Here is a 21,546-nt window from a genome sequence, read left to right as displayed (position 1 = left end):
GTCACGTTCAGGAGCAGCTCACGATCATGAAAACATTCGCATTGTTCCACCCCGGTGAGATGGGCGCTGCGCTGGGGGCAGCGCTGGGCTCGCGTGGATCTCGCGTGTTATGGGCCTCACAGGACCGAAGCACACGGACGGCCGCTCGCGCCAAAGCTGCGAGCCTTGAAGACGCTGGCACAATCGAGCAGGCCGTGAAGGCGGCTGAAGTTGTAATCTCCGTGTGCCCACCCCACGCCGCTCTGGCGTTGGCGCGCGAAGCTGCCGCGAATGGTTTCGGCGGGATCTACGTTGATGCTAACGCCATATCGCCAGCCACGGCCCGAGAGATTGGCACAGTGATCGAGGCAGCAGGAGGAACATTCGTAGATGGTGGCATAATCGGCCTTCCTCCCACGACCCAGAAGCAGCCCACACTTTATCTGTCCGGAACCCAGGCCGCGACAATCGCGGCTTTATTCACTGGAACCAACATACAAGCAGAGGTGATTGAGGGCGGGGCCGGAGCGGCTTCGGCGCTCAAGATATGCTACGCCGCGTTTACCAAAGGCACCACGCTCTTTTAGCCGCGGTGCGGGCCTTGGCCGAGCACGAAGGCGTGGAACGTCCACTGCTGGAGTCGTGGCGGCGCACACTGCCGGATGTACCGCGCCAATCCGAACACGCCACCGCTGCAGCTTTAAAGGCATGGCGCTGGTCGGGTGAGATGGAGGAGATTGCAGCGAGCTTCGGAGCGGCAGGGCTGCCCGACGGCTTTCACCGTGCGGCGGCCGAGGTCTACCGGCGGCTGGAAAGCTTCAAGGATAGCGCTACGCCGCCGTCGATGGCGGAAGTGACTCAGGCAATGCAGCGATCTGCGCCGGTCGAGCCAGCAAGTGTCACGTCCGATGTAAATGATCGCGTGAAAAGCTGACGACTATCTCAACACCAGAACTGCATTTTCAGTGTAATAACTTATGAGGAATGTGACATGGAAAATAAGTGGGATGTTAATAAACCGAAGCCAAGACTCTTTCTTACTGGCGGAAGCGGATATGTCGGTCGGAATCTTGTCAGGCATTTCATCGCGAAGGATTTTGAGGTGGTGGCTCTCGCGCGCAGTGAGCGTTCGCTCCAGATAGTGAAAGCCTTGGGCGCGGTGCCTTTTGCGGGAGACTTGCTCGATGCAGGGTTGGTCGAAGGGATGAAAGGCTGTCAAACTCTCATCAATGCTGCAGCGGACACCGATCACGGTCGTGGAACCGCACAACAATCCCACACCAATCTGGAAGGCACGCGCAAGTTGTTTCAATCCGCTCTCACGGCCGGAATATCGAGAGCTGTGCATATCAGCACCGAATCAGTTCTGTTGGATGGTGGGCCACTGATCAACGCAACGGAAGATCATCCTTTCCCGCACAGACCTGCGGGCTCCTATTCGCATACGAAAGGCGAAGCGGAACGCATCGCTCGCTCCTTCAGTACACAAGGTCTTGCTGTAGTCGTCGTCCGTCCCCGATTCATCTGGGGTCGCGATGATACGAAGGGGCTTCCGCAAATCGCAGCGGCGGCCAAGGCAGGTAAGCTGGCCTGGATCGAGGGCGGTCATTATCTTTCCTCCACAACACATATTGCGAACGTCTGCGAAGGGGTTTCACTTGCACTCGATAAGGGGAGAAGCGGAGAAGTTTACTTTGTTACAGACGGTGCACCGATCCCGTTCCGAAGCTTTATTACGAGCATGCTTGAAACGCAGGGGATTGTGGCCCCTACAAAGAGCGTACCTCGATGGATCATGCGAGGCACGGCCACCATCGGCGACTTTCTCGATGAACTGAGTGGAGGACGCATCAAGCCCCTCATTAGCCGTCAGGTACTTGCAACGATAGGGTTCGAGGTAACGCTTGATACGACAAAGGCGCGCGACCAACTCGGTTACCATCCGGTGATCACAATGGACGAAGGGATGTCCGAGCTGAAAAGCCATGCGTGGGGAGGGAACCGACAATCCACCTAGCACCCGGGGATGCCAAGGTTGAGCAGGTTCACCGATTGAGATCCAAGAGTTCTGTGAAGATCAAAGTACATTGGTCAAGAGCGTGAGAGTCCACTTAGCATAACGTCGCCCAATTCGTGTTCGCGAAATCGAGCCGTGATTGCCGTCTTCCGACTTATTTGGGGACAAAGATGGTTAGCTTCTTCGCAACGAAATCAAGAAAGGCGCGGATGCGTGGCGACAGATGCTGCCGGTTTGCACAGATGGCGAAGAGGTCGATTTCGTCGCACCAGAACTCGCTCAGGCACTGGACGATCGTGCCTGCAGCGAGTTCGGGTTGCAGATCCCAAGCCGCTTTTAGGGCGATACCCTGACTCGCGCGCACCCAGTCATGCACCACTTCACCACTCGTCGTGCACAGGGTTCCGTTGACGATCACTTCGAAGCGCTTCCCTTGGTCCTGGAAGATCCATGTGTCCATCACGTGCCTGCCGCGCACCAGGCGGATGCAGTCGTGCTGTAGAAGATCGCTTGGTTTTGCCGGAACCCCGTGCTTCTTGAAGTAGGTTGGCGATGCGCAGACGATGCGCTTGGCGGAGAGAATCTTCTTGGCGATCACGCCGGAATCCGCGGGAAGCCCGACGCGCAGCGCCACATCGAGGCCGTCATCGATGACATCCAGACCGGCATCGGACAACGTGAGATGCACTTGAACATCCGGGAATTTCTGTGTGAAATCGGTGATGAGTGGAGCGATCAGTCTTCTGCCCAACTCCATGGGGGCGCCGATCCGAAGCATCCCCTTGACCACGTCTCCCTTGGAGGACGCCTCTGCCTCTGCTTCCGCGATATCGGCAACGATGCGTGCGCACCGTTCATAAAACAACTGGCCCTCTTCGTTAAGTTCGAACGACCGGGAGGTGCGCGTGACCAGGCGAACGCCCAGGCGAGATTCGAGAGCACTGAGTCCTCGGCTCATCGCTGCGGGAGAGGAGTTGCGGGCTCGAGCAGCGGCGGATAGGTTCCCCGCCTTTACGATCTGTACGAACAACTGGAGTTCAGCGACCTCGTCAGCCACGATCCCTGCCTTTTCGAGCGGCAATTCTTCTCCCTTGATTCTAACCATTCGCGCAGTCTGACTATCGTTTGAGGAGCTGCGAAGTCAACCGGGACAGCCTGCTTCAAAAGCGAAAGATCAGACCGGCATTTGCCACGATCGGAGGGCGGTTATTCACAACATGATCGAAGAAACCACCAGCCCGAAATCCCGCCAGGTTGAATGCGGCAATGAAATGCGGCGCGGGCGACCAGCGAATCTCCATGTCGCCCTGGTCTCCCACATACCTTGCACTGGAACTACTCGCCGGATCCATCAGTATGCCGCTGCCAAAAGCATATACGCCGTCATGGACCGATTCGCGCCAATACCAATCCCATGAAACCTCTCCGGTTATATTCCGACGTAGCTGAAACTGGATCATCGGATGAAGATCCACGCGATTCTGGGGGCCAAGAAACGGAATGGCTTTGGGAGTGAAGTAAGCGCCGCGTGGGAAAAACGAATTGTACGTGCCGAGGGTGTTCCCCGCTGGATTCCCGTCACCGCTGTACACGTCGGCCCGCAGCATCGGGCGAGGACGAAATCTAACCTGATCGAACGTGTATCCCGTCTCCGTGGAAACGCTCCACGCGCCAATCGAATCACGGCCAAACGATCCCCACTGATAGTTGGCTTCCCAGTTGTAATGGAGGCCCTTTGATGGTGGCCGGAAGGCTCTTATGCCCACAGTATGGCGAAGCTCGGTCGCAGAGCCGCGATTGTAAATCGCGTTTTTCGTCGTAAGTCCCATGTAGTACAAATCGGCCCTCCCCCGCGACAGGATCGGCGCCGGAACAGTGAGATAGCTGCCCCACGTGGTTTGTTGTGCATTGGGATGATCTTCGAAGAATCCCGTACTGTTGTCCTCGACTGGCTTCAACGCGAACACGTCCCAGCGGAGATGCGGGGTTTGTGTAATCCAGCGCACTCCGTCAAAGCTGAGCTTCACATTCGGGCCTTCATTGTTATCGAAGAGGCGTCCTGATCCAGGCACTACCTCCTGGCGGCCCAGCCGCAGACTACTGCCATGTTCGCGGGTGACGTGTGGGCCTATCTCGAGAAATGCCTGATGGACGTCCCCGGGGGCCTGGTCCACGCCCGGCCTTGGACCACCAACTCTGCCGTCAACATAGTCGAACTTAAATTCCGAGAAAATCCGGAAATCCGGCCCGGCATGCAGGTCGAAGTGTGGCATTACGCGGCTCAGGACGTAACCGTTATGATCCTGAGGTCCGGCACCGACCATCCAGTTGTCGTAGTATTCATAGTCCGTGCGATACTCCAGCCCGAAAGAGATATATCTCTGTGGACCGTCGCCCAGGCGAATGTATTTCGCGGGATCGAAGAAGTCCGGATGCAGCACTGGACGAGAGAGGAAGCTCCAGTTCTGCTCAGCGGGGAAAGGGGTCAACGGAGGGCGAGCGGGATCGCTCACGTGACCCGGTGGTTGAGGATCCGGGGTCTGAGCAAGCACATCGCCGGCACTCAACAGAATCGCCACCGCGACCATTGTCGCCCGCGCACAAGTAGCGGCCCGAGGCCGTAGTATGTTCGGCCACAAATCGGCTGAACTCTTCATATCCAGTCCCTGGTCAATCGGTCCCGCGGGAGCCAACGTATTCGTGAATCGCTGCGAATACCATCTCGATCACCTCAGCGTGGCTTTAGAACCACGCGTCCGCGCTCGCCCTTCGCGACCAGTTCAAAGGCCTGCTGGGCGTGAGCGAGAGGCATAGTCTTTGAGACAATCGGCGGCTGATAAGCGCCGGAATCGAAGCCCGGCAGCAGCTCTTCCAGAATGCGTCCCGAGGCGGTCAGATCTCGCTTGAGTGTGTCCACGCCAAGCAACTGCGACTCGTGTGGTAGAAGTCCACCAGATCGAGCGTCACGCGGCGCTCGCTAGGAGAGGTAATTTCCACCTGCCGGCCGCGATGCGCGAGCAGACTGAGTCCGATCTCGAATACCGGGCCCCGGCGGCCTTCAAAACGACATCCGCGCCTCGCCCGGCGTTATGTGTGCGCAACACAGATCCCAGTTCCGGATCACGGGAGTCAATCAGAATGTCGGCGAGGTTCGCAGCAGGCGTAGGGTTCCCGGGCTCCCCTCGATAAACTCCGATCACGCGTGCGCCTAGATGTTTTGCGATCTGGATAGCTGCGCCGCCGACACCGCCGTTTGCACCGAATACAGCGATCGTCTCCCCCTCCGACAACTTCGCGTAATCGAGGGCGCACCATGCCGTAACAAAGGTGACCCCGATGCAAGCGGCTTGTTCGTACGAGAGCGTTTCGGGCTTGCGAACCAGGCTAGCGACAGGGACTTGGATGTACTCCGCATGCGAGCCGTCTCTGGTGAATCCGACATCGCCGCCTGTGCCTCACACCTCTTGATTGATCCACTTTTCTGGACCATCGACCACGACGCCCGCGTAGTCGCGTCCCGGGACGCGGGGAGGGATCGTCTGCGACATGCGACCGGCAACATTCTTCACGTCGCTCGGATTTACCGAGGCCGCCTCAACGCGCACTACCGCCGCATCGGCATCGGCCTGTGGCAGCGGCCTCTCGGAAAGATTCAGCTGGGATGGACCGCTGAATTCCTTGAACTCAATGATTTTCATAACTCTCCTTTTCGGGGTGAAGTGCGAAGGACGAACGTAGAACGCATACTGGCAAAAGGCGTAGCCGGACTGGCTACACCAATGTGCCGTGCAGGTCGGTTAACGCGTTGAACGTGGAAGCAGAACGGGTTGCTCTATTGTGGCGGCGACAAAAGCGAGTCCACCAGCCATACATACGTTCTTGCAGAAGTTGATCACTTGAACCGTGTACAGCGGTGTGCCCACCGCCTGCCAGAAGGCGTGGGCCATGAGGGTCGCCGGAATCAGGAACAGGATCAGGGCAAGCGCAGCGAAACGCGGGTAGATTCCGAAGACCAAGCCGATACTCGCGATGGCCTGCAGCACTTGCCCGCCCAGAATCATGCTGTGCGCGAGGCTGACGGGAACACCGTGCACCACCATTTCGTGTAGCGCAAGGCTCTGGCTGACGACGTTCAGTCCATTCACAAGAAAGATGATCGACATGAGAATGCGAGCTGCGATCAGGCCATATCGTTCCATAAACATACGTTGAATCTCCTTTGACTGCGTTCTCTCCGTTTGCTTCGCGTTATCGAAGAGTTCGTGCAAACACACGCGAAGAGGAAGGACACGATGCGCCCGTCATCTCCTATTCGCGACGCTATCGTTGTTGCCGGTGACTGAGAAGCCGCTTTAACCACACAGCAGCTTTGCGCTATCGGCAAAGCCGATCCGGTCTTTACCTGTAGCGCAAAGCAGCTATGCATCATCTCCCACTTCTCATTCCAGGCGCAGGGCCATAGCCTTTCCTTAGCAGTATGTGTCTGCTCCACTCTGTTCCGTGCTCTCGATTCCATCGGCATGGACCGCGTACCCACCGGGAGAGATCGCTTGACCGTGCGTCGATAAGGGCATCTTTTTTATCGCGACGTTATGTGTTCGCAAGGCAACAAGCCATAACGGTCTGACAGGAGAAGTTTGGTGAAATTAAATGTTCAGGGAAGTCTCTTCGCACTCTTTCTCGGAGCCCTTGCCGCGCTTCCCCCGATCTCGATCGACATGGCACTCCCTGCTCTGGGGCCGATCGCTCATACACTGCGCGTCACTCCGGGAATGGCACAGCTGACTCTCAGCTTCTTCATGGCTGGCTTTGCTCTCAGCCCAATCGTCTATGGTCCGCTCTCCGACCGATACGGCCGGCGGCCCATGCTAATCATTGCCTGGCGCTCTTCACGCTCGGAGGCTTTGCGAGTGCTGCCTCTGGAACGCTGAACCTCCTCTTGCTTGCACGCTTCGTACAGGGCGCAGGGGCCGGTTCCGGCATGACTCTTGCGATGGCGAGGGTCCGGGATCTCTTCGCAGGGAAAAAAGCGCAGGGCCGGCTTGCGGTCATCACAGTGGTGACAAACGTCGCGCCGATGATCGCTCCTGCACTCGGCGCCGCTCTCCTTTCCCATATGGGCTGGAGAGCAATCTATATCGCCACAGGCCTCTGCGGGATCATGCTGCTATTAGCCGTTCTTTTCTCGTTGCAGGAAACGACGCTTCGCCGGCATTCCGAGCGTGAGCCATTTCTGACCGTTATGACGCGCGCCTATCGACGCGTGTTAGGCGATCGCCGTGCAATGGCTTATATCGTTCTCAACGCCCTGGGATTCAGCTGGATGTTCGCGTACATCGCCGGATCACCGCTGACCTTCATCGACATGTTCCACACCAGCACGACTCTATTTGCCGTACTGTTCGCTTGTACTGGATGCGGCATTGTTATCGGAGCCTCACTCAACGGCCAGTTGGCGCAGCGGGGGGTGGGAAGCAAGCGGCTCCTACTCGGCGGGGTCGTCACAGCAGTGTCTTGCACGTCCGTGCTCGTCATTCTCACGGTCATGCGATCCATGTCGCTATGGAGCTTTCTCCAGCTCTTGACGCTTACGACCGCATCGTTCGGAATGGTGGCGCCGAGCGCCGCACATGGCGCGCTGGGGCCACTGGGAGAGGTGGCCGGCGTCGGCGGAGGTCTGCTGGCATCGATTCAGATGCTGTTCGCCGCAGGCACTAGCTCCGTCGTCGCGATGCTCTTCCCAAAGGTTGGTGTACTTGCGATGACCGGAAGCATGTGCACGCTTTCCGCTCTCGCCCTGGCGCTAGCCGTTCCACTTACAAGAAGAACAGCGTCTACAAGGGCTACAGAATCGCAAGCGGCTTTAGCGTCTCTTCACTAATCCCATCCCAATACTTCGATTCACCGAGGAACAATGCTCAAATATCTTCGCGCATCGATCGGAGGGAAGCCCCAGATTGGCTTTCCATACGTCGCGTTCTCAATTCCCTATCCCCATGATCGCGGTGCGGTCAATCATCCGAGGTAAGATCCGTATGTGCTAAGGAGCGCTGGTATGATCTGTGCAATCCGAATAATCGTCCTACCGCAACCTCGTCGAGCAATCCAGATTTGTGGGTCCCAGATTTCCGCGGTCCGGCGAGTAACGGGCAACTCGGAACTTCCTTCCGGTTCCCCAATGGAAGCTGTTTGCGATTCCTAGCGCCCCGGCACTCCGGCTCCTACGCTGTTAGAAGGGGAATTCGTGGCTGTGCGGCCGGTGATTTTTTAAACAAGGATCGATGAGAAAATTGCCTTGCCAAGCGGAGGTATCTCTTCTTATGGGTTACATCGAGGGCGAGGGACGAAATCAGGGAACACTGTTCCCCGTGGTGTTAGACGACTTTGTGCCAGCTGATCATATGTGCCGTGTGATTGACGCGTTCGTCGAAAGACTGTGATGTCGGAGCTTGGCTTCGAGCGCGCTCTGGCCGCTGAAACAGGACGGCCTGGCTACGATCCGCGCGATTTGTTGAAGCTGTATCTGTACGGTTATCTGAACCAGATACGCTCGTCGCGCCACTTGGAAGCGTTGCCACCATCCAGGCGCAGAGTGCGGTCGCCGTCATCCTCCGCGAATGCACTGGAAACAACCCCGCAGCTATGACCGCACCTTGCCCAAGCAACGCAACCTCATCGAACGCTGTTTCAACCGCCTCAAACACTTCCGCCGCTTCAGCACCCGATACTGCCGAACCATCGAAGCCTTTCGATCCTGTACAGCTCTGGCATGCACCTGGATGAAAGCTGGGATGGGATGTCTCAGATCAATGTCCCCCGCATGACTCGCCGCTTCAGATCAGTCGCCGAGACCGAGAATTCGAGCAGCTCACTTGCCTGCGGATGTCGATTGATGAAGCTGTATGTGTGGTGAACCCAGTCATTCGAGCCGACAAAATTCACCCGTGGCTTGTAGATCTCAAGCCAGGAATTGCCCGGCGCGATCCCCACAAGGATGACATTGCCACAGGGAAGTTGCGACGAGGATAGTCTGGTTGCCTGTCAATCCGCAGATGCAAAGACGACGTCCGATATCGATATAATAAAGTTGGTAACTGTTTCCACGATTGTAGGTCCGTTTTCTATATGGACTCTTCCAAGCATTTCTTGAGAGGTCTTTATCCCTCCCCCCCTCCGGATCACGTCTGGCAGGAGTGGATCGGATACAGCATCTATTCGGCTGACCAACCCCGCTCTACCTGGCGTAAGCATAGTCACGACTGCACACAGCTGACAATCGCTCTCGATCCCGCTTACGTTCGCGCGGAATGGCAGGATTCTCCCGGCCAACCGATTAAGCGCGAGCTGAATGGTGACATGATCTGGGTCGTTCCTCCTGGCATTACTCATTCGGTATTTTTTAATCGCCGCGCGTCCCTGATCCATCTCTATCTCAGCGATCCATTCTTTGAAAAGGTGACGCAGAACGCGGTGATTGATGTCTCGTCAAAGTTGACCCCATCGCTTCTGGTGCGTGATCCGTTTCTTGTCGAACTGGCCAAGGATCTCTCCGAGGAACTCCGGTTTGGCCCACTCAGCGAGTTATTTTCGCAATCCGTTGCCGCCATCGCGGTAAGCCATCTCATTCGGCGCTACAGCAACAAACCGAATGCTCTGCCCATCTACCGCGGCGGACTTGGTCCGGCGCGTGAAAAACGAGTACGCCAATACATTCGCGAGCATCTCGACACCCAGCTTTCCCTTGAGGAGCTCGCAGGAATTGCGGACATAAGTCCCAACCACTTCGCGTCGCTCTTCCGGCAGACAATAGGAACAACTCCTCATAAGTTTGTCGTGCGGCAGAGAGTGGAACGTGCGCGGCATCTGCTGGAACACTCCAGCCTGCCCCTAATCGACATCGCCATGCGTTGTGGTTTCCAGGACCAGAGCCAATTCACCACGACCTTCAGGAGATACCTCGGCACCACGCCCGGAAGATATAAGCGCGAGTTGTAAACCTGGCTACCGGGATTCCCGGGCTAACCATGCTTCCCGGCGTTCAGTGCTGCTCCGAAGACGTTGAGGAGCCCAACTGCAGTCGCCATTCCTTGACGAGCATCCTTTGACGTTGCCAGTTTTCCAATCGATAGCAGCGACGGAGTCTCTTTGCCGGCATCGGCAATGATGTTGTGCAGTTTATCGGGATCGATTGAACTGAGCAGATTACTGAAGATCAAGCCGATGCGGAGGGCGGTCACCATTTCTTTCGAACTAACGACCCCCACCACATGGTTGACAACTGTGTCGCCGGCGTTGAGGAGACCAGTGAGCAGCTCCAACATCCCTTTTTCGTGCAACTGCTGTAGCAGTTCGTAGGCCGACAAGACCGCTTCCGCATGTTCGACAGGAGCATGCTCGACTCGACGAATCAGATCTTGACGAGCATCGACCGGACGGAACTCTCGAAAATCAACAGCTACTGCCATGGCAGATCACTCCTTTTTCTTTCACTTCGTTCTACAGTTGGATTTGAACAAGCTTTTCACTACCCGGCATACGGTAGTCCTTGCGCTTCCACTTGCGTTCTACTTCCACACCGGACTGAGGAGTCGGCTTGCCGGAGTAGCGGGGGTTGAGCGGGCGCAGGGGGTTTGTGCCCTGCTCAGGAAGCAGTTTAATCCGCACCGCAGTCTCCTTGTACGCTGGGGTGTTGGTCGCAGGGTCCGAGTGAGATCCGGTCAGGATATTGATCGGCCCCTCCTGCGACAACAGCGGCAGATATACCTGGTACCCGAATACACGACTGGTGACCAGAGTCTTGATGACGAGCGAACCATGGCGGCTTGTGACACGAACCCAACGTCCGGATTCGATGTTGCGCTCCTTCGCCAGCTCTTCCGAGATCTCGATATAGCGCTCGGGAGTTTCCTCATGAATGCCTGGAACGCGCGCCGTCATGTTGCCCTCGTGAAAGTGCTCCAGCATTCGCCCATTATTCAGGAAGAGATCAAAGTCGGCGTCAGGCTGCTCGTCCGGCTCCCGGAAGTCCAGCGGATAGAGACGTGCCTTGTTGTCCGGAAAAGGAAATCCGTTGAGATAGAGCACTGGCTGGTCGGTGCCATCGGGGGCAACGGGCCACTGCAATGTTTTGTACCCCTCGAGCCTCTCGTAGGAGACGCCCGCGTAGAGCGGCGTCAGAGAAGCCATCTCGGCCATAATCTCCGAAGGATGCTGGTAGTTCCAATTCGCGCCCATGCGATTCGCGATGTCCTGCGTGATCTTCCAGTCGGCCCGGCTGTCTCCCAGCTCCGGAAGCGCCTGGTAAAGCCTCTGAATTCGCCGTTCTGTACTGGAGAAAGTACCGTCCTTTTCAAGTGCCGGAGAGGCTGGCAGGATGACATCAGCATAACGGCAGGTCTCGGTGAAGAAAATATCCTGCACGACGAAAAAGTCCAGCTTTTCGAATGCGCCAGCCACATGGTTTGCGTTGGAATCGGCCGAGATCATATCTTCGCCCGCAACGTACATTGCCCGCAGCTTGCCTTCGTAGATTGCGTCTACCATCTGGTGGTTGTCCATCCCCCGCTGTGGAGGCAGGGATACTCCCCAGGCGTCTTCAAACTTTTTCCGATTCGCCGCGTCGGTCACAGGTTGGTATCCAGGGTAATAGATCGGCGCGGCGCCGATGTCGCCGGCGCCCTGCACATTGTTATGACCGCGCAGAGGATAGGCCCCGCCTTCGTCGCGCATGTAATTGCCGGTGATCAGGAGCAGGTTCGAGATGGCTGTCGAGCCATCCGAAGCGCGCATGTGCTGGGTAATACCCATTGCCCAGAGAACGGCAACACTTCTCGCGGCGGCGATCTCCTCGGCGACCTGCTCGAGCGTCTCGAGCGGGACCTCACAAATCCTGGCGGCATACTCCATCGTGAATGGCTCAAGACTCTTACGGTATTCGTCAAGGCCGTTCACCCATTGGTCGAGAAACTCTTGTTTAGCGTGACCATTGTCGAGCATATATCTGCTCATGGCCGAAATCCAGACAAGATCAGTACCCGGGCGCGGACGAAAATGAATGTCGGCGCGGCGCGCCATCTCGTGCTCACGCGGGTCAGCAACGATCAGGCGTTGTCCGAAGAGTTTATGCGCCCGCTTGACGCGGGTCGCCAACACCGGATGGCTATCCGCCGTGTTGCTACCCACGATGAGCACGAGCCCAGACTTCGCAATGTTTTCAATCGACCCTGAGTCGCCGCCATAGCCAACGGTCCGGAACAGCCCCATCGTCGCGGGCGATTGGCAATAACGGGAGCAGTTATCGATATTGTTTGTCCCAACCACGGCACGGGCAAACTTCTGCATGAGGTAGCCATCTTCATTGGTGGCCTTGGACGAGATGATCACGGAGAGTGCATCCGGACCGTACTGCTGTTTGATACTTCCCAGCTTCGTCGTCACCAGGCTCAATGCCTCCTCCCAGGTCGCCTCACGGAAGCCAGCTCCCTCGCGAATCAATGGGGTCTGCAGACGGTCCTTGCTATTCACAAAATCCCACCCAAACTTGCCCTTAACACAGGTTGAAATCTGATTGGTATCGCCGTGCAGCGGAGAAATTTTGAGAATCTTGCGGTCTTTCGTCCAGACATCATAGCTGCAACCGACGCCGCAATACGTGCAGACCGTCTTTGTCTTTTTGATTCGCTCTTCTCGCATCACCGACTCGGTCTGCGAAACCTGCATGATGGCCCCATAACCCATCTCTGGCTCGATAGCCTTGACCACATCGATCATCTTGTTCAGGGATTCCTTGGGCATTCCGCTCAGGAAACCGGCCTCGCCCAGCATCGACTTCTCCATCAGAGCGTTGCAGGGGCAAACAGTGATGCAATGACCACAGGACACGCAGCTGGAGCCGCCGATCTGCATGCCGCCATCCCAGAGCACACGTGGATGCTCCAGTTCCCAGCCGATAGAAAGCGTTTCATTCACCTGCACGGTCTGGCAGGCCTGAACGCACTGGCCGCACAAAATGCACTGGCTCGGATCGTAGCGGTAGAAGGGATTGGACATATCCACTTCATAGGGCTTGGGCTTGAACTCATGCTCCTGGTGCTCGACATTCAGGGCCAACGCCGTGTTGTGTACCCGGCAGTTCTCGTTGTTGTTATCGCATACCGTGCAATAGAGCATGTGATTGCCAAGAATCACATCGAAGGCTTCCGCGCGCGCATCCTTGGCTCGCTTCGATTCCGTGACGACTTTCATCCCGGGAACGACCTTGGTTCCGCAGGAACGTACGAGTTTGCCATCCACTTCGACTATGCAGGTATCGCAGGTCTGGATCGGCCCCATCAAGGGAGAGTGATAACAGATGTGCGGAATCTCATTGTGACGAAGAACCGCCTCGACAAGCAATTCACCCTCGCTCGTTGCAACCGAGGTCCCGTCAATCGAGATATGAACCTCTCCGGTCAATTCCTGCTGACCGTATACGACATCGCCTGATAGCTGTAGCACGCTCATAGTGACTTACCCTTTTCCCAGAACACGGAATGTCGACCGTGTTGCGGTTTACCTACCCATGCAGACAATCGCATGAGTACAGTGACCGTCAGCCCTTAATATCACTCACACACGCGCTTGAAAGCTTTTGATTACGCCCGGCGAATTGTGAAATCCTCTCATGCATCAGTTTCGGCTGGTTCACTTCGGATCGCTTCTCGCGCGACAAGTGCGTTACTGTCCGCTTCATTGAGTTCATGCCCCCCGATGAGGAACGTATATGGAATCCCGATACCGTCGTTGGTTTCAATGAAATGGTCGACATCCTGAGCAGCTTTCGCCCGCTTGTGCTCTTACCTGCGACTGCTCGCGGTGAAACGGCAACGCGATACACCCTTCGCCGATGATTGGTGAAGTAGGCATCATTGCCCCAGTGTCCCGCGCCTTCTGTGATGCGTGTAGTCGGGTCCATCTGACCTCTGACGGAAATATCCGCGCCTGCCTTTTCTCGCAGTCCGATGATCTATACGGCGGAACCCGCCGCGGCGGCGGCTCGGACGCAGATCCAGCGGCGTTCATACAACCCACGATTAAGAGTAAAGAGAATCGTCATCACATCGGCGAGCCGGCGTTTCTGAAGACTTCCCGGAACATGGTGCAGATCTGGAGACGAGAACAAGCCGTCGTGATGCATTCTGCATTCACAATAGTCATGCTTCTCTTCTCCAGACGTCTTGTTCTTGCCTCAAACAAGTAGAGTTTAGTGCAGCGGAAGATGTTCATCCCCTGTCTTGAACAGACTGAGCAGGTACCACAGCGAAGGGAACAAGAGGATCACTCCCACTCCTGTTGCGCCGATCAATGCCCACAGCACAGATGGTGACGCCGCGGCTTCGGCGATTGTCATCTTGCCTTGGAGCAGATACGGAGCCTGCGATACTCCCCAACCCCAGAGGATACATGTGATCTGTAACATAGCAGCCACACGGGCAGCCTTATATCTGCGCGCCAGCAGACAGATGAAAGCAACACACGCACAAATTGCAGTCGCGCCCTGGACGACCCACACGATCGACGGCCTTAGCAACCCTCGATAGATATCAGGAGCCCCATGTCGTGCGGTAAGGAAGGTGGCAAGCGCCATCGCTGCCACAGCGACTCCGGAGAGCAATGCCCTTTTCCTGAAGTCTTCCTGTAGGAGGTGGTCTTGCGCCTCCAGCGTCAGGAAGACCGCCGCAAGAAATACGAACAGCGAGAGGGCAAAGAACCCGACCATCAACGGAAACCATCCCAGCCATGGATCGAAAAAGCCATTTTCGGAGATGCCGTTGCTGACGACCATGTTTCCGGAGGATATCGCTCCCACCACGATGCCCAGACAGATGGGTGTGATGGTGCTGGCAACCGCGAAGATAAGTCCCCACCGTCTTTGGATCCGGTAGTCACCCGTATGATACGCACGAAAGATGAAAGATGAGCCCCGCATTACGATGCCGACGATCAATGCCGTCAGAGGAACATGCAGTGCTGTTGTAACGTCGGCAAAAGCGAGAGGAAAACCAGAAAACAATAGCACAATCACAAGGATCAGCCAGACATGGTTCGCTTCCCAGACAGGGGTAATGGCGTTAGCGATCAGCTCCCGTTGTTCCCGCTGCCTTGGCCCGCGAGCCAGCAGATCCCAAACTCCGCCGCCGTAATCCGCTCCTCCGAACAGTGCATAGAAGGTAAGCGAGGCCATCAGTATCAGAGTAAGAATAATTTGTGGGCTAGGCATGGGTGAGCACCTCGCCTGCGGCCACTGCCTGAATCTCGGCCTCCGGAGGAGTCGCGATAATATGCCGCGACATCAGCCCTATCACGATCACTGCCAGAAACAGGTACAACAACGTAAACAATACAAGGGTGTTCATCAGTCCCGGCATCGTCGTTACGGCAGCGGAGGTCTTCATGATGTGATAAATGATCCATGGCTGCCTGCCTGCTTCCGTCACGACCCATCCAGACTCAAGCGCAATAAAGCCGAGCGGGCTGCACAGGACCAGCAGTTTTAGAAAGTAGTCGCTTGCAAGCAGACTTCTTCGTCTCCATGCAAGCCAGGCGAAGAGCAGACTCACTCCAACCAGAATTGTTCCAATGCCAACCATGATCTGAAACGCGATGTGGACCACCAATACATTGGGCCACTCATTCCGTGGAGTCTGATCCAGTCCTGCGACAACAGCCTTGGGAGAGTGAAAGGCCAGGACGCTCAGGCCGTAGGGAATCTCAATCGCATCTTTCGTTTGCCGGGTATTGACGTCAGGTAATCCACCTATCCTCAGAGGAGCGCCGCTCCTGGTTTGAAAGTCACCTTCCATCGCCGCAAGCTTTGTGGGCTGATTGATTGCCGTGACTCGTGCTAAAGCGTCCCCGCTCACCGCCTGCAAGACCGCAGCCGATCCACCCACCACAAGGGCGATAGCGATCGCACACCGGTGAAAGCGGCTGGAATGTTCGCGAAGCGCCAGAAACGCGTGGACTCCGGCCGTAGCGAATCCGGCTGCACAATACGCTGCCAGGCTCATGTGTATCGCTTCCGGCATGCCGGCCGGGTTTCTGAGAGCCTCCCATACGTTAATGTCGGTGAACTGTCCGTTCACCAGACGGAAACCTGTCGGAGTGTTCATCCAGCCATTAACCAGGCAAACAAACATAGCGGATGCCAGTCCGCTGACCGCGACCACGGCGCCTGAGAAAAGATGCGCTAAGGGCGAGGTCCTTCGCCATCCGTAAAGATAGATTCCCAGAAAGATCGCTTCGGTGAAAAACGCGAACCCTTCCAGCGAAAATGGCATGCCGATCGCCGACCCGGCCGCACCCATAAAGTGTGGCCACAGAAGTCCCATTTCAAATGACAAGACCGTACCTGAGACCGCACCGATTGCAAACAGGATCGCTGTGCCCTTGGCCCACCGTTTGGCGAGGCATAGATACACAGGATTACGGGTATGTAGCCAGCAGGTTTCGGCGATCACCATCATGAGTGGTAACGCGACACCGATCACGGCAAAGATGATATGAAAGGCCAGAGAGACGGCCATCTGCGTACGAGCAGCAAAGAGGTCGCTCATAGTGGAACTCCCTTCTGGGTGACGGAACCGGAAGTGCCTCGCGGTGGAACGACGAGTGAGATAACTCGCCGCTGCCCGTATAACACAACCAATCGTCAAGTCCAGTGTCGCCGGTGCTGGGAGAGAGTATTTGTTGATTTACCCAAAGGCTTTCGAAATCCTCCGATCGGCGTTCCGGGAAGAGACGATCGCACGAATTACCGCTCCCGCGCCGCGCTAGAGTACGGATAGGGCCAGCATCTTAGGGGTGCGAGGAGCATTCGTTAGCTTTCCGCGATCCCTCACCTCAGAGCAAGATCAAGGATGAATAGTTGGCGGGTTCCCTGCTTGTTCGAGGGAGACAACAGATGGACTGGAGGTCCAAGTGAGTCGAGCTTATATAGAAACAACCGTCGAGCGAGTACGTGGGCGATCCTCCCATCCGGCGAAAGATACACTCGCAGTCGAGGATCCCTTAGAGATTCAACTCGGCTATGGTCCTGCCGATGCCCGGGCAACAAAGTCGATATCGGTCACCATGCGCACGCCAGGGTACGACTTCGAGTTGGCCGCCGGCTTTCTCATGACCGAAGGAGTGATTCGGGATGCTGCCGACATCGACCAGCTTGGCTACGCGCCCGAAGGCACTCGGGAGACCGATCGTGAACATAGCAGTGGAGAAACTGTGCTTCCGTACCAGACAGGAAGAAATATCGTGCGCGTGGATCTCGCACCGGATGTAACGCTGACACTCGCAAATCTTGAGCGAAACTTCTACACAACATCCAGTTGCGGGATCTGCGGCAAAGCTTCCTTACTTGCGCTTCAAACTGTCTGCCCTCCTCGGGTCCGGAACACATTTTCTATTGCGGCAAACACCCTTTACGCATTACCTGCTCGGCTCAGGGAAGCGCAAACCATCTTCGGCAAGACCGGGGGGCTGCACGGCGCGGGGCTGTTCGATTCAGAAGGCGAGCTTGTATTAGCGCACGAAGACGGAGGACGCCACAATGCTGTAGACAAGCTGCTGGGCGCAGAATTTCTCGTCGATCATACTCCGTACGCAATTCACTTCTGTTGCACTCAGGAAGACCAGCTTCGAGCTGTTGCAGAAAGCCTTGATGGGCGGTGTGTCGATGGTGGCATCGGTCGGCGCTCCGTCGAGCCTTGCCGTGCAGGTCGCGAGGAACTTCGATATCGCTCTTATCGGATTCCTGAGAGAAGACCACTTCAACATCTACCACGGGGGGAGCACATAACCGGGTGCCGTTCTCATGTAAACGAGGAGATTTATGAAGCTGCGGATTAAAGGCAACTCATTACGATTTCGCGTCTCACGGTCAGAGCTTGAACAGTTTCTGGCTGGACACCGTGTCGAAGAGACGATTCACTTCGCGCCGGCGTCCCAGGCCAAGCTGACCTATGCCCTGGAGTCTACCCTCCAAGCATCGGCTGTGAGAGTGCGCTACAGACCTCAGGAAGTGGCAGTCGTACTGTCGGAGGAACGGGCCCACGCCTGGGGTAAGGAGAGTGAAGTTGGTGTGTACACCGCCGTAGATATCGGGTCGGCGGGCTCGCTCGAGGTAATCATCGAAAAAGACTTCGCATGTCTAGATGGCAGCGACGAGGACAACAACGACACCTTCAACAATCCCCAGGCAGGAGCCGTGTGTTAATTGCCCACATGCTAGTTAGAAATTGGCCATCTCCGCAGCTCTGCTGATCAACCTGAGATTGTTGATCTCTCGAATCTGAGTTCGAGCAAATTTTACTCTGACAGTTTACTGAGCCAGACTGCTGAATGGCGGCCTTATCAGGAGAATCCGGGAGAGACATCACTGTGACCACAACACAGAAGGAGAAAGAACGACGGTGGATCTCAGCCCCTGGGGCGAGTCTGATTCGCATCTACGATAACTGCTTCTCGGATGTAGGCAAAGGTGCGCTCAAGCGGCTCGTAATGAAGATCAGCATTACCGGATTTTCTGCTCACCTGGGACTTATCTTCCTCGGTCATTGCCTGTCGCATCCGCCGCTGCTGGTGGAGGCTGTGGGGAATAACTATCTGGCGGCGATCTCTACCCCGTTCAACTTAGTCCTGTTTTATGAAGTATTAACGCTGATTGCAGCCTTACCTGCATCAACCACGCGCTCAATTGCCAATCAGTTTGAAATCGTGTCGTTGATCTTCGTCCGCGACGTCTTCAGGGACCTCTCTGCTGTGAACGAGCCCAACTGGTTACGGATTCATCCAGACCAAGGGCTGCCATTGTTTTTTGATATGTGGGCCGGACTAGCGATGTTTGTGCTGGTCACAGTCTTTCAACAGGTGGCACAGCGGCAGGTTCGAATGCCGAGGACTGCGGCCCTGACTGCGAGCCGGGAAAAGTTCATCGCGCAAAAGAAGCTGGTAGCCTTAGGGCTCACGGTCCTTCTCCTCTCACTGGCGGCCTATCATCTCGGTCGCTTCACAATGCATGCCTGGGTTGCACTGCTGACAGGGAACGCTATTACCCTGAGGTCTACCAGTCTCTTCTATAACGATCTCTTCACCGTGATGATCTTCACGGATGTTTTAATTTTGATCTTGTCTCTCGTCATATCCGGACGATACGAGATGGTCTTCCGCAATGCTGCATTCGTTATCTCAATCATCCTGATTCGCTCTTCTCTTACCGAGGAACGTCCCTACGGAGCAGTAATTGCCTTGTCCGCTATGGTGTTCGGGATTCTCACGCTTCTAGTCTTCAACTACCATTCCCGCATTCGTGCATCCGAGCTGCAGAACACAGGGAAACATCATTGAGTACCCATTACGCAAACATCGAGAGCTTGCTTGCAGGCTCCACGCACAGAGCCCGACCGAACATGATGGTGTCATGTGGAGCACTGTTAAGCACACGCGTCGGCTGAACCTGGAGCTGATGCGAACCGTTCGTCTCGTCATCGATCGGTCTAGAGCCGCGACCAAGCGACCGAGTATGCGGAACAACCAAAACAGAACAACAGGAGAGACTAAAACCCTTAGGAAAGAAAAACAGAAAACCCCCTTGACCTAAATGACCTGCTCATAGAAACCGGACTGCAAAAGGCGGCCAGGGGATGACGCGTGGAAAGAGTGAACCGAACACTGCAGGACCGGCTGGTCAAGGAACTGCGGCTCGCTGGTGTCTGCAACACGGATGAAGGCAACGCTTTCCGGCCGGAGTTCCTGCAGCGATTCAATGAACGTTTTGCAGTGCGTGCGATCAAGCCTGAGAACATGCATCGCACCTTCAACGTCCCTGTTGGCCGATTGATGGAAGTGGTTTACTTCGGGTGTCCCGTAGCCGGAAGATTGGATATCTCCGATTCACCGGAAGTCTCGGTGAGTGAATCGGAGATGATGAAAAACCCGAGAGTTTGCTGCGCTCACCTCAGTTGATACAACAAGAGTCATTGAGTGAGCGGTACCACGACATTGGTAGTTCTGTTCGGATCGAGAGTGACCGATGCTCCCGTAGTCTCGTCGAGGAGCGAATTACTTGGGTCCCTGTTCTGACCACTCGCCGGAACTGCGTAGATCCTATACTCCCCCGGAGCGATTCCGCCAAACGTGAAATTGCCGTCACTGTCAGCATTCCGCTGGAACGTCTCCCCTGTCAACGACGAGCGCAGGGCGACATGAGCTTTCTTGTCGACGCCATCTTCGGTATCGACTCTGCCGGCAAGGCTGGATGCTTCGCAACCCCTCTGCACCTCGGCGGTAATGGATCCTCCGCCATCGGGAACGCTGATGAGGTTTCCGGAGAGACCTTGAGGAGCCAACGAGGTTCCTGCGATGTAGGCGCTTGTGCCGCCGACAAGGCCAACAAAATATTTGCCGCTGGGAATATCTCCGAAGTCGAACCGATTCGCTGTTCCTGGTGAAACGAGTGCGATTTTTGTGCCACCCACCAGGCTGCCATCGACGGCTAAAGCTCGCTATGATTCCAGTCTTGCCAATAGCCACCCATGTTCGGATTGTTGACCTCGTTAGTATTAAGCAAGGTAAACAGATAACTCACAACATCGCTCCAGGAGTATAGGGTAACTGACTGGCCTGTATTGTTCCGATTAATTCCGGCTATGGTCACCGACTGAGCGTTGGATTGTTGGTGATGTCTGCACCGAATTGCGATATTCGCGCCCAGTTACTCTCCAAGTATTGTTGAAACAGTGGGAGCGTAGCATCGGAATTGCTATAATCTCCCACTCGGGCCGATATAAATCCCCTTACATCGGTGAAGCGAGCTGCTTCCGACAAATACTGAATCATCACCAGGAGCGATTGCGCAACTCTACTGTTTGGGGTTGTTGCAGCGACGTTATAGTACGCCAAGGTATAGAACGAATCGTAGAATGCTTGATAGTTGAGGTTCAGGCTTTCTCTGCCTTCACCAGCTCTACTTGTCAGGCTGTTGTAGTTACCGCTGTAACCAAGCGAGGTCATCCATCCGGCAGGACCACTTTGATATCCAAAAGCAGCATCAAAAGACGTGGGTAAGTAATATTGACCCTCAACAAAATAGAATGTTTGACCATTGACGTTCGTGAAGCCACGCAAATAGAAGTTATCCGCTGTAAACCAGAGTTGTAAGGTCGTATTGGGCAAACGATTCCCGGAACGGTCGTATCTTTCCGTGACGTCGGTGAGTTGCATTTGAATGAGATCGGCGTCGCCTTCGTTTGATGTACTCTGAGTCATCCCTAGGCCACGATATTGGAAGGCACTCGAGGTCTGCAAACCTTGAACAAGTCCCAAATATTGCTGCTGCTTACTGGTAGAGGGAGAGCTAGTGAAGTTCATGTAAGTGTAGCGCACATTCACAGCCTTGGCTTGTGTGCTAGCAGCCATGAGTGCGACAAAGAGAGAAAGCGCGACTGAGCGCTAATTACCGGATAACTCGGAAGTTCGCGCATAACCCGCAAACTCCCGAGATATAGCGACGCCACGCG

22 protein-coding genes and 2 pseudogenes are annotated in these 21,546 nt (G+C 55.7%); 11 read left to right on the top strand and 13 right to left on the bottom strand.

The features are described 5' to 3' along the window. Positions 1–26 precede the first annotated feature (26 nt). The 3 genes from BDD14_RS00700 to BDD14_RS00690 are packed head-to-tail and all read left to right on the top strand — an operon-like array spanning position 27 to position 1,996. Positions 27–566 carry an NAD(P)-binding domain-containing protein gene (locus tag BDD14_RS00700; RefSeq protein WP_165419840.1) on the top strand — a complete coding sequence of 180 codons (540 nt, stop codon included), beginning with the start codon at positions 27–29 and terminating at the stop codon, positions 564–566. Further along, positions 527–913, top strand: a complete 387-nt coding sequence (locus BDD14_RS00695) for a DUF1932 domain-containing protein (RefSeq protein ID WP_130417145.1) — start codon at positions 527–529, stop codon at positions 911–913. The genes BDD14_RS00700 and BDD14_RS00695 overlap by 40 nt, the downstream gene beginning before the upstream one ends. 57 nt (positions 914–970) lie before the next feature. Further along, on the top strand, positions 971–1,996 hold the full coding sequence (locus tag BDD14_RS00690) for an NAD-dependent epimerase/dehydratase family protein (protein WP_130417144.1): 1,026 nt from the start codon (positions 971–973) through the stop codon (positions 1,994–1,996). A gap of 154 nt (positions 1,997–2,150) precedes the next feature. Here BDD14_RS00690 and BDD14_RS00685 read toward each other — a convergent pair whose 3' ends face one another. The 6 genes from BDD14_RS00685 to BDD14_RS00670 all read right to left on the bottom strand — a co-directional run bounded on the left by BDD14_RS00685 (position 2,151) and on the right by BDD14_RS00670 (position 6,201). Further along, positions 2,151–3,077, bottom strand: coding sequence for a LysR family transcriptional regulator (locus tag BDD14_RS00685; protein WP_207231648.1), 927 nt, complete (start codon positions 3,075–3,077; stop codon positions 2,151–2,153). Between the two features lie 79 nt (positions 3,078–3,156). Continuing rightward, entirely contained in the window at positions 3,157–4,575 is a 1,419-nt protein-coding gene (locus BDD14_RS00680) for an alginate export family protein (protein WP_165419839.1), read from the bottom strand. A 152-nt stretch (positions 4,576–4,727) separates the two neighbouring features. Next, on the bottom strand, positions 4,728–4,913 hold the full coding sequence (locus BDD14_RS32290) for a hypothetical protein (RefSeq protein ID WP_207231647.1): 186 nt from the start codon (positions 4,911–4,913) through the stop codon (positions 4,728–4,730). 46 nt (positions 4,914–4,959) lie between these two features. Then, entirely contained in the window at positions 4,960–5,286 is a 327-nt protein-coding gene (locus BDD14_RS34135) for a zinc-binding dehydrogenase (protein WP_207231646.1), read from the bottom strand. A gap of 165 nt (positions 5,287–5,451) precedes the next feature. Beyond that, positions 5,452–5,694 (bottom strand): alcohol dehydrogenase catalytic domain-containing protein, encoded by a 243-nt coding sequence (locus BDD14_RS32280; protein WP_207231645.1) that lies wholly within the window; start codon positions 5,692–5,694, stop codon positions 5,452–5,454. Between the two features lie 99 nt (positions 5,695–5,793). After that, the gene (locus BDD14_RS00670; protein WP_130417142.1) at positions 5,794–6,201 is read right to left on the bottom strand and encodes a DoxX family protein; all 408 of its coding nucleotides are present in this window, start codon (positions 6,199–6,201) and stop codon (positions 5,794–5,796) included. A gap of 513 nt (positions 6,202–6,714) precedes the next feature. Here BDD14_RS00670 and BDD14_RS00660 point away from each other — a divergent pair. Both BDD14_RS00660 and BDD14_RS34130 read left to right on the top strand, forming a co-directional pair. Next, positions 6,715–7,877: pseudogene (locus BDD14_RS00660) on the top strand (multidrug effflux MFS transporter). 439 nt (positions 7,878–8,316) lie between these two features. Continuing rightward, a pseudogene (locus BDD14_RS34130) lies at positions 8,317–8,564 on the top strand (transposase); the annotation flags it as partial. A 233-nt stretch (positions 8,565–8,797) separates the two neighbouring features. On the opposite strand, the gene BDD14_RS00645 reads toward BDD14_RS34130, so the two are convergent. Then, on the bottom strand, positions 8,798–8,986 hold the full coding sequence (locus BDD14_RS00645; protein ID WP_130417138.1) for a hypothetical protein: 189 nt from the start codon (positions 8,984–8,986) through the stop codon (positions 8,798–8,800). 156 nt (positions 8,987–9,142) lie between these two features. On the opposite strand from BDD14_RS00645, the gene BDD14_RS00640 reads away from it, so the two are divergent. Next, positions 9,143–9,991: an AraC family transcriptional regulator gene (locus BDD14_RS00640; RefSeq protein WP_242617635.1), complete on the top strand. Its 849-nt coding sequence runs from the start codon at positions 9,143–9,145 to the stop codon at positions 9,989–9,991. 23 nt (positions 9,992–10,014) lie between these two features. On the opposite strand, the gene BDD14_RS00635 is transcribed toward BDD14_RS00640, so the two are convergent. Continuing rightward, on the bottom strand, positions 10,015–10,461 hold the full coding sequence (locus BDD14_RS00635; RefSeq protein WP_130417136.1) for a helical membrane plugin domain-containing protein: 447 nt from the start codon (positions 10,459–10,461) through the stop codon (positions 10,015–10,017). 31 nt (positions 10,462–10,492) lie between these two features. Further along, positions 10,493–13,498: a formate dehydrogenase subunit alpha gene (fdhF, locus tag BDD14_RS00630; protein WP_130417135.1), complete on the bottom strand. Its 3,006-nt coding sequence runs from the start codon at positions 13,496–13,498 to the stop codon at positions 10,493–10,495. Positions 13,499–13,880: 382 nt separating this feature from the next. Here fdhF and BDD14_RS00625 point away from each other — a divergent pair, with 382 nt between their 5' ends. Continuing rightward, on the top strand, positions 13,881–14,234 hold the full coding sequence (locus BDD14_RS00625) for a GTP 3',8-cyclase MoaA family protein (RefSeq protein WP_242617634.1): 354 nt from the start codon (positions 13,881–13,883) through the stop codon (positions 14,232–14,234). Positions 14,235–14,237: 3 nt separating this feature from the next. Here the strand turns inward: BDD14_RS00625 and BDD14_RS00620 are convergent, their stop codons facing one another. Together BDD14_RS00620 and BDD14_RS00615 are read right to left on the bottom strand one after the other, a co-directional pair. After that, complete coding sequence (locus tag BDD14_RS00620; RefSeq protein WP_130417134.1) at positions 14,238–15,254, bottom strand: cytochrome d ubiquinol oxidase subunit II; 1,017 nt, start codon at positions 15,252–15,254, stop codon at positions 14,238–14,240. Next, positions 15,247–16,590 (bottom strand): cytochrome ubiquinol oxidase subunit I, encoded by a 1,344-nt coding sequence (locus tag BDD14_RS00615; protein ID WP_130417133.1) that lies wholly within the window; start codon positions 16,588–16,590, stop codon positions 15,247–15,249. Before BDD14_RS00615 ends, BDD14_RS00620 begins: the two co-directional genes overlap by 8 nt. Before the next feature lie 364 nt (positions 16,591–16,954). Here BDD14_RS00615 and BDD14_RS34125 point away from each other — a divergent pair, with 364 nt between their 5' ends. From BDD14_RS34125 to BDD14_RS00595, 4 genes are all read left to right on the top strand, one after another. After that, the gene (locus BDD14_RS34125; RefSeq protein ID WP_242617633.1) at positions 16,955–17,878 is read left to right on the top strand and encodes a formate dehydrogenase accessory sulfurtransferase FdhD; all 924 of its coding nucleotides are present in this window, start codon (positions 16,955–16,957) and stop codon (positions 17,876–17,878) included. Next, positions 17,862–18,245 carry a DUF7009 family protein gene (locus BDD14_RS00605; protein ID WP_130417132.1) on the top strand — a complete coding sequence of 128 codons (384 nt, stop codon included), beginning with the start codon at positions 17,862–17,864 and terminating at the stop codon, positions 18,243–18,245. The genes BDD14_RS34125 and BDD14_RS00605 overlap by 17 nt, the downstream gene beginning before the upstream one ends. Before the next feature lie 164 nt (positions 18,246–18,409). Then, entirely contained in the window at positions 18,410–19,375 is a 966-nt protein-coding gene (locus tag BDD14_RS00600) for a hypothetical protein (protein WP_130417131.1), read from the top strand. Positions 19,376–19,687: 312 nt separating this feature from the next. Beyond that, the gene (locus BDD14_RS00595) at positions 19,688–19,993 is read left to right on the top strand and encodes a hypothetical protein (RefSeq protein WP_130417130.1); all 306 of its coding nucleotides are present in this window, start codon (positions 19,688–19,690) and stop codon (positions 19,991–19,993) included. Positions 19,994–20,004: 11 nt separating this feature from the next. Here the strand turns inward: BDD14_RS00595 and BDD14_RS00590 are convergent, their stop codons facing one another. Together BDD14_RS00590 and BDD14_RS00585 are read right to left on the bottom strand one after the other, a co-directional pair. Further along, entirely contained in the window at positions 20,005–20,505 is a 501-nt protein-coding gene (locus tag BDD14_RS00590; RefSeq protein ID WP_130417129.1) for a carboxypeptidase-like regulatory domain-containing protein, read from the bottom strand. 175 nt (positions 20,506–20,680) lie between these two features. After that, on the bottom strand, positions 20,681–21,445 hold the full coding sequence (locus tag BDD14_RS00585) for a ribosome-inactivating family protein (protein WP_130417128.1): 765 nt from the start codon (positions 21,443–21,445) through the stop codon (positions 20,681–20,683). Positions 21,446–21,546 lie beyond the last annotated feature (101 nt).

Source organism: Edaphobacter modestus (assembly GCF_004217555.1).
In the GTDB taxonomy this organism is placed as follows: domain Bacteria; phylum Acidobacteriota; class Terriglobia; order Terriglobales; family Acidobacteriaceae; genus Edaphobacter; species Edaphobacter modestus.
This window is presented reverse-complemented; position numbering and strand designations above follow the sequence as displayed.

Excerpts from the sequence above, each read along its gene's own strand:
- BDD14_RS00700 (WP_165419840.1), top strand. The coding sequence starts at position 27 with ATGAAAACATTCGCATTGTTCCACCCCGGTGAGATGGGCGCTGCGCTG.
- BDD14_RS00695 (WP_130417145.1), top strand. The coding sequence starts at position 527 with ATGCTACGCCGCGTTTACCAAAGGCACCACGCTCTTTTAGCCGCGGTG.
- BDD14_RS00690 (WP_130417144.1), top strand. The coding sequence starts at position 971 with ATGGAAAATAAGTGGGATGTTAATAAACCGAAGCCAAGACTCTTTCTT.
- BDD14_RS32280 (WP_207231645.1), bottom strand. The coding sequence starts at position 5,694 with ATGAAAATCATTGAGTTCAAGGAATTCAGCGGTCCATCCCAGCTGAAT.
- BDD14_RS00670 (WP_130417142.1), bottom strand. The coding sequence starts at position 6,201 with ATGTTTATGGAACGATATGGCCTGATCGCAGCTCGCATTCTCATGTCG.
- BDD14_RS00635 (WP_130417136.1), bottom strand. The coding sequence starts at position 10,461 with ATGGCAGTAGCTGTTGATTTTCGAGAGTTCCGTCCGGTCGATGCTCGT.
- fdhF (WP_130417135.1), bottom strand. The coding sequence starts at position 13,498 with ATGAGCGTGCTACAGCTATCAGGCGATGTCGTATACGGTCAGCAGGAA.
- BDD14_RS00625 (WP_242617634.1), top strand. The coding sequence starts at position 13,881 with ATGATTGGTGAAGTAGGCATCATTGCCCCAGTGTCCCGCGCCTTCTGT.
- BDD14_RS00620 (WP_130417134.1), bottom strand. The coding sequence starts at position 15,254 with ATGCCTAGCCCACAAATTATTCTTACTCTGATACTGATGGCCTCGCTT.
- BDD14_RS00615 (WP_130417133.1), bottom strand. The coding sequence starts at position 16,590 with ATGAGCGACCTCTTTGCTGCTCGTACGCAGATGGCCGTCTCTCTGGCC.
- BDD14_RS00605 (WP_130417132.1), top strand. The coding sequence starts at position 17,862 with ATGAAGCTGCGGATTAAAGGCAACTCATTACGATTTCGCGTCTCACGG.
- BDD14_RS00585 (WP_130417128.1), bottom strand. The coding sequence starts at position 21,445 with ATGGCTGCTAGCACACAAGCCAAGGCTGTGAATGTGCGCTACACTTAC.